The 12,196-nt window shown below is 68.3% G+C and carries 11 protein-coding genes; 6 read left to right on the top strand and 5 right to left on the bottom strand.

The annotated features are described in order from the left end of the window. Positions 1-7: 7 nt before the first annotated feature. A complete protein-coding gene (ggt, locus tag BEI_RS04360; protein ID WP_097788369.1) occupies positions 8-1,738 on the top strand; it encodes a gamma-glutamyltransferase in 1,731 nt (576 codons plus the stop codon). 7 nt (positions 1,739-1,745) lie between these two features. On the opposite strand, the gene BEI_RS04355 is transcribed toward ggt, so the two are convergent. The 3 genes from BEI_RS04355 to BEI_RS04345 form a co-directional block, all read right to left on the bottom strand. Continuing rightward, positions 1,746-2,219, bottom strand: coding sequence for a GNAT family N-acetyltransferase (locus BEI_RS04355; protein WP_193765154.1), 474 nt, complete (start codon positions 2,217-2,219; stop codon positions 1,746-1,748). Positions 2,220-2,382: 163 nt separating this feature from the next. Next, positions 2,383-3,021, bottom strand: a complete 639-nt coding sequence (locus BEI_RS04350) for a class I SAM-dependent methyltransferase (protein ID WP_097788367.1) — start codon at positions 3,019-3,021, stop codon at positions 2,383-2,385. Positions 3,022-3,032: 11 nt separating this feature from the next. After that, complete coding sequence (locus tag BEI_RS04345) at positions 3,033-3,668, bottom strand: TIGR04211 family SH3 domain-containing protein (RefSeq protein WP_097788366.1); 636 nt, start codon at positions 3,666-3,668, stop codon at positions 3,033-3,035. 400 nt (positions 3,669-4,068) lie between these two features. Here BEI_RS04345 and miaB point away from each other — a divergent pair, with 400 nt between their 5' ends. The 5 genes from miaB (at position 4,069) to lnt (ending at position 9,588) form a co-directional block, all read left to right on the top strand. After that, the gene (gene miaB / locus BEI_RS04340) at positions 4,069-5,412 is read left to right on the top strand and encodes a tRNA (N6-isopentenyl adenosine(37)-C2)-methylthiotransferase MiaB (RefSeq protein WP_097788365.1); all 1,344 of its coding nucleotides are present in this window, start codon (positions 4,069-4,071) and stop codon (positions 5,410-5,412) included. A 218-nt stretch (positions 5,413-5,630) separates the two neighbouring features. After that, positions 5,631-6,719, top strand: coding sequence for a PhoH family protein (locus tag BEI_RS04335; RefSeq protein WP_097788364.1), 1,089 nt, complete (start codon positions 5,631-5,633; stop codon positions 6,717-6,719). Continuing rightward, positions 6,716-7,228 (top strand): rRNA maturation RNase YbeY, encoded by a 513-nt coding sequence (ybeY, locus tag BEI_RS04330; protein ID WP_097788363.1) that lies wholly within the window; start codon positions 6,716-6,718, stop codon positions 7,226-7,228. The genes BEI_RS04335 and ybeY overlap by 4 nt, the downstream gene beginning before the upstream one ends. Beyond that, entirely contained in the window at positions 7,225-8,094 is an 870-nt protein-coding gene (locus BEI_RS04325; protein ID WP_097788362.1) for an HlyC/CorC family transporter, read from the top strand. Before ybeY ends, BEI_RS04325 begins: the two co-directional genes overlap by 4 nt. A 24-nt stretch (positions 8,095-8,118) precedes the next feature. Continuing rightward, positions 8,119-9,588 carry an apolipoprotein N-acyltransferase gene (gene lnt / locus BEI_RS04320; RefSeq protein ID WP_097788361.1) on the top strand — a complete coding sequence of 490 codons (1,470 nt, stop codon included), beginning with the start codon at positions 8,119-8,121 and terminating at the stop codon, positions 9,586-9,588. 157 nt (positions 9,589-9,745) lie between these two features. On the opposite strand, the gene phaC is transcribed toward lnt, so the two are convergent. Together phaC and BEI_RS04310 are read right to left on the bottom strand one after the other, a co-directional pair. Then, positions 9,746-11,587, bottom strand: a complete 1,842-nt coding sequence (gene phaC, locus BEI_RS04315; RefSeq protein WP_097788360.1) for a class I poly(R)-hydroxyalkanoic acid synthase — start codon at positions 11,585-11,587, stop codon at positions 9,746-9,748. A gap of 86 nt (positions 11,588-11,673) precedes the next feature. Then, positions 11,674-12,123, bottom strand: a complete 450-nt coding sequence (locus tag BEI_RS04310) for a phasin family protein (protein ID WP_097788359.1) — start codon at positions 12,121-12,123, stop codon at positions 11,674-11,676. Positions 12,124-12,196: the final 73 nt, after the last annotated feature.

Below are 12,196 nucleotides of genomic sequence, written 5' to 3'. Positions count from 1 at the left end.
AGATGTCATGCGCCCCCACGCTCTCGTTCCGTTCCTGGGTGCCGGCCTGGTCGTCGCCGCCCTGCTCGCCACGCCCCTCGCCCAGGCCCAGTCGGCCATCCTCGAGGGGGAACGCTTCCATCCCGAGGTCGGCACCCGGGGCATGGTGGCGACCAGCCACTTCCTCGCCACCGAGGTGGCCCACGAGGTGCTCGCCGCCGGCGGCAACGCCGTGGACGCGGCGGTGACCGCCGGCTTCGCCCTGGCGGTCACCCAGCCGCGCTCGGGCAACATCGGCGGCGGCGGCTTCATGCTGATCTCCGACGAGGACAGCGGCGAGGTCATCGCCATCGACTATCGCGAGACCGCCCCTGCCGCGGCCACCGAGACCATGTTCCAGGACGAGCAGGGCAACGCCGTATCCGAGTGGTCGCGCTTCACCCATCGGGCCGCCGGGGTGCCCGGCACCGTGGCCGGCCTGGCGCTGGCCCTGGAGGAGTACGGCACGCTGACGCTCGCCGAGGCCCTGGCCCCGGCGATCCGCCTGGCCGAGGAAGGCTTCGAGATTCCGCCCCGCTTCGCCGAGGGCGTCGCCCAGGCCGGCGATCGCCTGACCCGCTGGGAGTCGACCCGGGCGATGTTCTTCAAGGAGGACGGCAGCCCCTACGAGGTCGGCGAGACCTTCCGTCAGCCCGACCTGGCGGCGACCCTCACGCGCATCGCCGAGCAGGGGGCGCGGGAGTTCTACGAGGGCGAGACCGCCGAGCTGATCGTCGCCGAGATGGAACGCCACGACGGCCTGATCACCCGCGAGGACCTGGCCGGCTACCGGCCGGATATCCGCGAGCCCAGTCACGGCAACTACCGGGGCCATGACGTCTACGCCATGAGCCCGCCCTCCTCCGGCGGCGTGCATATCGTGCAGATGCTCAACATCCTCGAGGCCTACGACATCGCCGGCATGGGCTTCGGGGCGGCGGATACCATGCACCTGATGGCGGAGGCCATGAAGCGCGCCTACGCCGACCGCTCCGAATACCTGGGGGACACCGACTTCGTCGAGGTCCCGCTGGAGGGCCTGACCTCCGAGGGCTACGCCGACGAGCTGCGCGCCGGTATCGCCCTCGACCGCGCGACTCCGAGCGCCGAGATCGCCCCGGGGAATCCCCTGCCCTACGAGTCCAGCGAGACCACCCACTTCTCCATCGCCGATGGCGACGGCCTGGCGGTTTCCAACACCTACACCATCAATTTCAGTTACGGCTCGGGCATCGCCGTGGCGGGCGCCGGCTTCCTGCTCAACAACGAGATGGACGACTTCTCCGCCAAGCCCGGGGTGCCCAACGCCTACGGCCTGATCGGCGGCGAGGCCAACAAGATCGAGCCCGGCAAGCGCATGCTGTCCTCGATGACCCCGACCATCGTCAAGCGCGACGGGAGGAACTTCCTGATCACCGGCAGCCCCGGGGGCTCGCGCATCATCACCACCACCCTGCAGGTGCTGATGAACGTCATCGATCACGGCATGAACATCCAGTCGGCGGTCAGCGCGCCGCGCCTGCATCACCAGTGGCTGCCCGACGAACTGCGCATCGAGGCCGGCTTCAGCCCCGACACCCTGGCGCTGCTCGAGGCCCGCGGCCACACCATCAGCCAGGAGGCGGCCATGGGCGCGGCCCAGTCCATCGTGATCGAGGACGGCCGTTTCCATGGCGGCGCCGATCCACGGCGGTCCACCTCCTCGGCCATGGGCCTATGAGGCAGTCCTAATTCTCCGGGGGCGCGTCCTCGCGCGAGGCCCTCGGCCGGCACTGACCCTCACGGCTCCAGATCATCAGGATCTCGGGCTCGCCGCTGAGGGGGTCGACGGCCTCGTCCAGGGCATGGAAGCCCAGGCGGCGATAGAAGGAGACGGCGCGCACGTTGCGGGAGTGGACCCGGAGGGTGATGCGATCGTGTACCGCCATGGTGCGGGCCATCAGCTCGGAGCCATGACCGTAGCCCTGAGCCTTGGGGTCGACGAACAGGGCCTCGAGATGATCCTCGCGCATGGCGGCGAACCCCACCACGTGGCCATCGGCATCCAGCACCTGGATGGCGCAGTCGGGCAGGCGCAGGGGAATCGTCTCCCCGGCGGGCTGCCGGGCGTCCTCCGGCAGGAAGGGGGGTGCGGTCCGGGCGGCACGCCGCCAGATCTCGAGGATGACCGGCATGTCCTCCGGGGTCGCGGCACGGATCATGGTGGCCTTCCTGAAGGCGTTCTCTCTCATGGGGCCCGGCCGGCGAGCGCCGGACAGACGGCGCCATCGCCCCGAGTTCCCGGGCCGATATACTCTGGACCGATCGAATCGCCAGGAGTTGCCTGAAGCGACGCCGGGGATACCACCGCCGTCCCCTCCCCGATCAGACCTTCGGTCCCCGCCGGGTCAAGGCCCAGACACTCTCGCGGAAGCCGCTCCCCGGCTCGGGAGCCCCATCCTCGAGATGGCTCAGCGCGAAGTTGGGCTCGAACAGTTCGCGGACCTCCGCGGCCTCGACACCGTAAGGCGGTCCGGCGTCATCCCCCGGCGCCCGCCTGAGGGTGATCAGCAGCCCCCCGGCGCCGGGCGGAATCAGCTGGGCCAGGTGGAAGGCATAGCGCTGGCGGGTGGCCTCCGGCAGGGCGATCAAGGCGGCCCGGTCGTAGAAGGCGCCGATCTCCGCCGCCGCCTCGATATGGAAATGGAAGAAGTCGCCCTGCCAGAGCTCGACATTGCCCTGTCGACTCACGGCGAAGCTGTCGTGATGGTAGCGGGAGACCTCTCCCACTCCCTCGGCCAGGAACTGCTCGATGGCCTCCCCGGCCAGCTCGATGCCCAGCACCGGGTGGTCATGGCGGGCCAGCCAGCGCATGTCCAGGCTCTTGCCGCACAACGGGACCAGCACCTTGGTGCCCGCCTTGACGCCGAGCGACGGCCAATGCCGCACCAGGGCGGGATGAACCTCGCTGCGATGGAAGCCGATCCGCCCCTGACGCCAACGGGCGAGCCATTCGTTGTCCATGCCGCCTCCGCTCAGAACCAGCGATCGCGCTTGCGGCGCCGGCGCGGCAGGTGCGGCACGATCAGCCCCACCAGCAGACCGGCCCCGGCGACGCCACCGCCGTACATGAAGTAGCGCATCAGCAAGTCCTCCTCCTGGGTATCCAGGCGGGCGCGCAGCTCGCGGATGGTGGATCGGGACGCCTCGCTCTCGGACGCGAGTGCATGATTGCGCTGCTCCAGCTCGGCGATGCGCTGTTCGCGGACCTCCAGGGTCTCGGTCAGCGAGGCCATGCGACTCTCCCAGGTTTCGTTGATCCCGGAGAGTTCCGCCGAGAGTTCCTCGACCTGGCTTTCGAGCTCGGGCAGGCGCACCTGGGCACTGGGCGTGTCCTGGAGATCGCTCGACGGCACCCAGACCTCGTCGCCGCTCTGGCTGCGCACCCGAGCATAGTCGCCCTGGGTCTCGAGCACCGTCACCGGCTCGCCGGCGGTCAGGGTCCCGACGATACGGTAGCCGTCGGTGGGACCGCTGCGCACGTAGGTGGAGAGGTCGTCGGCGACCCAGTGGCCGGGCGCCTGGCCGTCGTCCTGCTGGGCCTGCACCGGCAGGACCAGCGCGCCGAGCATCATGCCCAGTATCAGTGTCTTGTATCGTTGCATCGTCATGCCGTCGTCCTGGCTGTCCAAGGCTCTGTGGTTCACTGCTCGCGGCGATGTTCGGCCGCCGCCGGACCTTCCCTGCCCGGCCGGCCGCGATGAGGGCGGGAGGTCCCGGGGTCATCCACAGCTTCTGTGGACAAGTCCCGGGAAAACCGCTGGAAACCCTCGGCCAGGCGGCATGGCTGTCGACAAGCCGATGAATCGGTCACTTGCTGACCAGCCGCCCGGGGAGCCGAGGGCGACAAGGATAGCACAGCCCACCCGAGGGGCACCCCGCTCCCCTGGCCCCTCTCGGCCGGCACGCGTATACTAGAGGGCTTCATCGGACGGCCCTTCCCGGCCGCCTCCCCTTCAAGCGACCATCCACCGGTGCAACCGTCGGGCCCCGACGCCACGACCTATTCCTATGGCGAAGAAACTCTTCATCAAGACGCATGGCTGCCAGATGAACGAGTACGATTCCGCGCGCATGGCGGATCTGCTCGGCGAATCTCACCAGCTGGAGCTCACCGACGACGAGCACGAGGCCGACGTCATCCTGCTCAACACCTGCTCGATCCGCGAGAAGGCCCAGGAGAAGGTCTTCCACCAGCTCGGCCGCTGGAAGAAGCTCAAGGAGGCCAATCCGGAACTGGTCATCGGCGTCGGCGGCTGCGTCGCCAGCCAGGAGGGTGAGGCCATCCGCAAGCGTGCCCCCCAGGTGGACCTGGTCTTCGGGCCCCAGACGCTGCATCGAGTCCCCTCGATGCTCGACGCCCGCCGAGACGACCAGATCTCGGTGGTCGACGTCACCTTCCCCGAGATCGAGAAGTTCGACCACCTGCCCCGGCCGAGCTCGGACGGCGCGACCGCCTTCGTCTCGGTGATGGAGGGCTGCTCGAAGTACTGCACCTTCTGCGTGGTGCCCTACACCCGCGGCGAGGAGGTCTCCCGCCCCTTCGAGGCCGTGATGGACGAGGTCATCCACCTGGCCGACCAGGGCGTGCGCGAGATCAACCTGCTGGGCCAGAACGTCAACGCCTATCGTGGCGAGAACCAGCTCGGCGAGGAGATCGACCTGGCCGAGCTGATCGCCTGCGTGGCCGCCGTGGAGGGCATCGACCGCATCCGCTTCACCACCTCCCACCCGGTAGAGTTCTCCGACAGCCTGATCGAGGCCTACGGCGAGATCCCCGAGCTGGTCAGCCACCTGCACCTGCCGGTCCAGGCCGGCTCCGATCGCATCCTGGCCGCCATGAAGCGGGGCCACACGGTCGAGGAGTATGTGGAGAAGATGGAGCGCATCCGTGCGCTGCGCCCGGACATCAGCTTCTCCTCGGACTTCATCGTCGGCTTCCCCGGCGAGACCGAGCAGGACTTCGAGGCGACCATGGACCTGATCGGCCGCATCGGCTTCGACGTCTCCTTCAGCTTCGTGTACTCGGCACGCCCGGGCACCCCGGCGGCGGGGCTGGAGGATGACACCCCCGAAGCGGTCAAGAAGCAGCGCCTGGCGATCCTGCAGGAACGCATCAACCAGCAGGCCATGCAGATCAGCCGGCGCATGGTGGGCTCCACCCAGCGCATCCTGGTCACCGGCTTCTCGCCCAAGGACCCCGGCCAGCTGTCCGGGCGCACCGAGAACAACCGGGTGGTCAACTTCCGCGCGCCCAACCCCACCGAGCTCATCGGCTACTTCGTCGACGTGGAGATCACCGAGGCGCTGCCCAACTCGTTGCGCGGCGAGCTGGCCTCGCCGGCACGCTTTTGATCCCCTCTCCTCGCGCCGGGGGCGATGCATGATCTGGCGAACCCGGGCCAGACGAGGCGACATCGTGAGAACCAGCGCAGTCCAGCGCCCTGAATGCGCATTCTGATCACGGTTTCAACGCCCGCGCGGCAGATCATGGACGTCCACGCACATTGCCCCGGCAACCGCCGGGGCAGTAAGCTGAACCCGACACCCACCAACCCACGGACTCCCCCGTCTTGAGCCAGCCATCCACAGCGGCCAACCGCGTCATCACCCTGAACCTCGAGCCCAACGATCCCCAGCGCCTGGCCAACCTCTGCGGCCAGCACGACGAGCACCTCAAGCTCATCGAGGCGCGCCTCGGCGTGACCCTGCGCAACCGGGGCAACGTCTTCCAGCTGGCCGGCGGCGGCCCCCGGGTCAAGGCCGCGGCCAACGTCGTCGAACACCTCTACCGCGAGGCCGAGGCCAGCGAGCTGACGCCCGACACCGTGCACCTCTTCCTGCAGGAATCCGGCCTCCAGGCCCTGGAGGAAGAGGAAGGCAGCGGCGGCGACGACGAGGTGCTGCTGCGCACCCCCAAGACGCTGATCAAGCCCCGGGGACTCAACCAGCAGAACTACGTCTCGAGCATCCGTGCCCACGACATCAACTTCGGCATCGGCCCGGCCGGCACCGGCAAGACCTACCTGGCCGTGGCCGCGGCGGTGGAGGCCCTCAACCAGCAGGAGGTTCGCCGCATCCTGCTGGTCCGTCCGGCGGTGGAGGCCGGCGAGAAGCTCGGTTTCCTGCCCGGCGACCTGGCCCAGAAGATCGATCCCTACCTGCGTCCGCTCTACGACGCCCTCTACGAGATGATCGGCTTCGAGCAGGTGGCCAAGCTGATCGAGCGCCAGATCATCGAGATCGCCCCGCTGGCGTACATGCGCGGCCGGACGCTGAACAACGCCTTCATCATCCTCGACGAGAGCCAGAACACCACCCGCGAGCAGATGAAGATGTTCCTGACCCGTATCGGCTTCGGGTCCACGGCGGTGATCACCGGCGACATCACCCAGGTGGACCTGCCGCGGGGCCAGACCTCGGGGCTGATCCAGGTCCTCGAGGTGCTCAAGGGGACCCCGGGCATCGGGGTCACCCACTTCGCCGCCAAGGACGTGGTGCGCCACCCCCTCGTGCAGCGGATTATCGAGGCCTATGACGCCTTCGAGGCCGAGGAGGAAGCCCAGGCACGGGCCAAGCGCGAGGCCCGGGAACAGGAACGCGAGGCCTTGCGCCAGGAGCGCCGCGAGCGTCAGAACGGCGGGGGCGAGGCCAGCTCATGACCCATGCCTCGGTGGACCGCCAGCAGGCCCTCGATGCCGACGCGCTACCGACCCAGGCCGAGCTCGAGGCCTGGGTCGACGCCGTGCTCGCCCAGCACCCCGACGAGGCCCGGAACGAACTGACGGTGCGCTTCGTCGATGCCGAGGAGAGCCGCGCCCTCAACCGTGACTACCGGGACAAGGACAAGCCCACCAACGTGCTGTCCTTCCCCTTCGAGTGCCCGCCCGGGGTGGCCCTGCCGTTGCTCGGCGACCTGGTGATCTGTCACCCCGTGGTGCTCGCCGAGGCCCGGGATCAGGACAAGACCGCCGTGGATCACTACGCTCATATGGTGATTCATGGCACCCTGCACCTGCTGGGGTACGACCACCTCGAGGACGACGAGGCCGAGGTCATGGAAGCCCTGGAACGCGACATCCTCGCCGGGCTGGGGATCGACGACCCTTACCTGACCCCCAGTCCGCCGCCCCGCGACTCCGACACCGAGGACGAGAGACCCGACGCATGAGCGAAGACCGATCGACCAGCCAGGCCAGCAAGTCCTGGCTCGAGAAGTTGTTCAGCGCCCTGTCCAGCGACAGCGACGAACCGAGTTCCCGGGACGAGCTGCTGGAATTCCTGCGCCAGGCGGCGACCCGGCTCAAGCTCGAGCAGGATGCCATGATGATCATCGAGGGCGCCCTGAACATCAGCGACCAGCAGGTCCGCGAGGTACTGATCCCGCGCTCCCAGGTCACCGCGATCGCCCTCGACCAGCCCCTGGAGGAGTACCTGCCGGTGATCCTGGAGACCGGCCACTCCCGCTATCCGGTGGTCGGCGAGAACCTCGACGAGGTCAAGGGCATCCTGCTGGTCAAGGACCTGTTGCCGCTGCTGCGCCAGGGCCAGGACAACGGCCACCCCTTCCAGCTCGAGGAGGTGTTGCGCCCGGCGATGTTCGTGCCGGAGTCCAAGCGGCTGAACAGCCTGCTCAAGGAGTTCCGCGACACCCACAACCACATGGCCGTGGTCGTGGACGAGTACGGCGGCACCGCCGGGATCGTGACCATCGAGGACATCCTGGAAGAGATCGTCGGCGACATCGAGGACGAACACGATACCGACGAGGAGGAAGACATCCGCGCCCTGGGCGAGGATCGCTACGCCATCCGGGCGCTGACCCCGATCGAGGACTTCAACGAGCGCTTCGGCACCCGCTTCTCGGACGAGGAGTTCGATACCCTGGGCGGACTGGTGATGCAGCGCTTCGGCCACCTGCCAGGGCGTGGCGAGCATACCGAGATCGGTGGCTGGCGCTTCACCGTGCTCAACGCCGACAATCGCCGCATCCGCCTCCTGGAGGCCGAGCCGGAGTCCGACGCCGGAGAGGACTGAGGCCTGCCCACCATGGACGGTAGCATGACGATATCCCCCTCCCGGCGGGCCCTGGGAAGCCTGTCGGCCGTTGCCGCCGGCGTGCTCACCACCCTGTCCGCCGCTCCCTTCGGGCTCTGGTGGCTGGCCCCGGTGGCCGCCGGCCTGCTGTATGCCGGCCTGCACCGGCTCTCTCCCCGGCAGGCCGCCTGGCGCGGCTGGTGCTATGGGCTCGGCCTGTTCGGCTCCGGGACCTCCTGGGTCTATGTGTCGATCCACGACTACGGCTACACGGGCGTCCCCCTGGCGCTCGCCCTGACCGGTCTCTTCGTCGCCGCCCTGGCACTGTTCTTCGCCGTGACCCTGGGGCTCTACCGGCGCCTCGCCGGCCCCCGGTTGTCCGTCCTGAGCTTCGCCGGCGCCTGGGTGCTCGGCGAGGCCCTGCGCACCTGGCTGTTCACGGGCTTCCCCTGGCTGCTGCTGGGCAGCGGCCAGGTGGACTCCCCACTGGCTGCCTGGGCCCCGATCGGCGGCGTCTACCTGCTGTCGCTGATCGTGGCGTTGACCGGGGCCCTGGGCGTGGAGGTGCTGCGACGCAGCTGGCTCGCCCTGCCCCCGCTGGCGGCGCTATGGCTGGTGCCCCTGGCGCTGCCTGCCCAGTGGACGGCCCCCGCCGGCGACCCGCTCCGCGTCGCCCTGCTCCAGGGCAACCTGCCGCAGCTGATCAAGTGGACCCCGGAGGGCCAGCGGGTCGCGGCCAACACCTACCTCTCCTTGACCGCCTCGCTGGACGACGACCTCGACCTGGTGATCTGGCCGGAAGCCGCCCTTCCCATGCTGGAAGAGCAGGCCCGCCCGATCCTCGAGCGAGCCCGGACGCTGCTGCCGCCGGACACCGCCCTGGTCACCGGCATCCTGCAGCGTGACGGCGCGGGGCGCTTCTACAACAGCGTCATCGAGGTGGGCGACGAGGACGCCTACCGCAAGCGCCACCTGGTACCCTTCGGCGAGTACCTGCCGCTGGAATCGCTGTTGCGCGGCGCCATCGCCTTCTTCGACCTGCCGATGCCCACCATGACCCCCGGCCCCGATGCCCAGTCCCCGCTGAGGGTGGCCGGCACCCGGCTCGGCAATGCCATCTGCTACGAGATCATCTACGCCGACCTGGTGGCGCGGCAGGCGCGACGCTCGGCGGCGATCCTGACCGTGTCGAACGACACCTGGTTCGGCGCCTCCATCGGTCCGCTGCAGCACCTCCAGATGGCGCGGCTGCGCGCCCTGGAGAACGGCCGGCCGGTGATCCGTGCCACCAGCAACGGCGTCACCGCCCTGATCGATAGCCGGGGACGGATCACCGCCCGGGCCCCCCAGTTCCAGGAGGCGGTCCTCACCGGCGAGGTCGTCCCTCGCCAGGGCCTGACGCCCTTCTCCCGCACCGGCAGCTGGCCGGTCTGGGCGCCGGCCGCGCTGCTGGTGCTGCCGGGCCTGCGGCTTCGCCGCCACCGGGAGCCGTAAGCTCGAAGCTCGAAGCTCGAAGCTCGAAGCTCGAAGCTCGAGCGCAGCGGAAACAAAACCGCCCCCAGGGCAAGTGCCTGAGGGCGGATTTCTTCCAGCTGCCAGGCGCGAAGCGCCGCTCTTCCAGGTTCAAGCTCCCGGCCTCGCCGGGCGGGCTTCAGGCTCCCGACGAAGTCGGGCTCTCGCCGAGCACTTCCGGAATGGTCATCTTGACGTAGCGGCCGGGCGCCGGCTCGAGGATGTCGAGCTCGCCGTCACCGGGCTGGCGGGCCGGCACCATCTTCTCGGCATCGGCATAGCCGTTGTCGGTCATCCAGGCCTGCCAGTGGGGCCACCAGGAACCCTCGTGGGCCTCGGCACCCTCCAGCCACTCCTCGGCGGTCGGCGGCAGCGCGTCGTTGGTCAGGAAGCCGTACTTGTTCTTGTGGGGCGGGTTGACGATCCCGGCGATGTGCCCGGATCCGCCCAGCACGAAGGTGACCGGCCCCTTGGGCAGCAGCGCGCCGTAGTAGGTGCTGTTCCACTTGGCGATATGGTCGTCGCGGGTGGAGATGAAGTAGCTCGGCACCGAGATCTTGCGCAGGTCGATCTTCACGCCGTCCAGCTCGATCCCGCCCGGCTCGACCAGGCGATTCTCCACGTACATGTGGCGCAGGTACCAGCCATGGGTGCCCGCCGGCAGGTTGGTGCCGTCGGTGTTCCAGTACAGCAGGTCGAAGGGCGCCGGGATCTCGCCCTTGAGGTAGTTGTTGATGTAGAAGGACCAGAACAGGTCGTTCTCGCGCAGCAGATTGAAGGAGTAGGCCATGACCCGGCCATCCAGGTAGCCGTCCTGCTCGAGCTTGGCCTCGATGCCCTGGAGCACCGGCTCGCTGAGGAAGACGCCGAGCTCGCCCGGATCGCGGAAGTCCCAGAGACTGGTCATGTAGGTCGCCGACTTGACCTTGCGGCCGCGCCGGGTGCTGGTCAGGTAGGCCACGGTCGACCCGGCCAGGGTGCCGCCGACGCAGTAGCTCAGCAGGTTGACCGACTTCTCGCCGGTCGCCTGCTCGATGGCCTCCATGGCGCTGATCGGCCCCAGCTGCATGTAGTCCGCCCAGGTCAGGTCGCGCTGCTCGGGGCCGGGGTTGCGCCAGGAAATCAGGAACACGGTATGCCCCTGGTCCACCAGCCACTTCACCAGGGAATTGTCCTGGCGCAGATCGAGGATGTAGTACTTGTTGATCCAGGGCGGCACCACCAGCAGCGGGGTCTTGAAGACCTGCTCGGTACTGGGGGTGTACTGGATGAGCTGGATCAGCTCGTTCTCGTAGATCACGGCACCGGGGGTGACGGCGAGGTTCTCGCCGACGGCGAAGGCACTGCGGTCGGTCATGGTGACGTTGAGGCCCTCGGCGGAATTGGCCAGGTCGTGGCGCAGCCGCGCCAGGCCCTCCACCAGGTTCTCGCCCCGCGTCTCCAGGGTGAGGCGCATCACCTCGGGATTGGTGGTGATGAAGTTGGTGGGGGCCATGGCATTGACCAGCTGACGGGCATAGAAGGCCAGGTTGCGCTTCTGGTCGGGCGACAGCCCCTGAAGCCGGTCGATCAGGTCCTCGACCAGGCGCGAGAACAGCAGGTACTGCTGCATGATCGCCAGATAGTACGGATCCCGGGTCCAGGCCTCGTCCTGAAAGCGCCGATCGCCCTTGGCCGGGGTGACCAGCGGCGAGACCGTTTCTCCGGCCATGGCCTTGAGACCGTTCTGCCAGAGCTGGAACTGATCCTGCACCAGGCGGGTCTGGGTCTCCCACAGCAGGGACGGATCCTGCATCAGCGATTCGGCCCCGGCCTGGAAGGCCTCGCGCATATGGGCATAGACGGACTCGGCGGCATCATCCGGCACCATTCGCGGCAGCAAGTCCTCCATCAAGGCCTTGTATTCCTCGCCGATCGCCTTGATCTGCTCGTTCCAGGCCTCGACTTCGGCCTGCGATGGTGCTTGTACCCCTGGCTGCATTGACCCCTCCTGTCGTGCTGCCATACATGCGCGGCCATTGCCGCCTCGCCCGGCGAGGCGGCAATGGCCGCAGGATCTTCCGACCTTCAGCTACGCTTGCGCGTCGACTGGCTAGTGGCCTTGGCCGGTGCGGCCGGCTTGGTCTCGGACGCCGCCTTGTCGGGCTCGGCGCCGGGCGCCGACTGGCCGGCCCCTTCGGCCGGCGCCTGGCCGGACTCGGCATACAGCTTCTCGAGCTCGGCCTTGAACTCCAGGCTCATCTCGCCCAGCGCCCGGGCATCTTCCAGCATCTGCCGGGACAGCTCGTTCATCATCTCGGCCTGGCGAGTGCCGAAGTCCCGCAGGTCTTCGGCGTCCTGGATCTCGGTGGCATCGCGCAGCCGCTCGGTCCCCATCTGGCTGTAACGCTTCAGGGACTCCATCTGATACTCGGTCATGCGCTCGAGGTTCTGGAGCATCAGGGAATTGAGCTTGCGCATGGGCTCGAAGAACTGGCGGGTCTGGTCGTTGAAGGCATCGAACATCTTGTCCTGCATGGTCACTCCTCCCGATGGGAAAGCGGACGAAAGCTGTGCTGCACTGCACAAAGACTAGTCTGGCACGGCCTTC

The organism is Halomonas beimenensis (assembly GCF_002549795.1).
Classification (GTDB): Bacteria; Pseudomonadota; Gammaproteobacteria; order Pseudomonadales; family Halomonadaceae; genus Halomonas; species Halomonas beimenensis.
The sequence above is the reverse complement of the archived record's forward strand: the minus strand, read 5'-3'. Positions and strand labels throughout refer to the sequence as shown.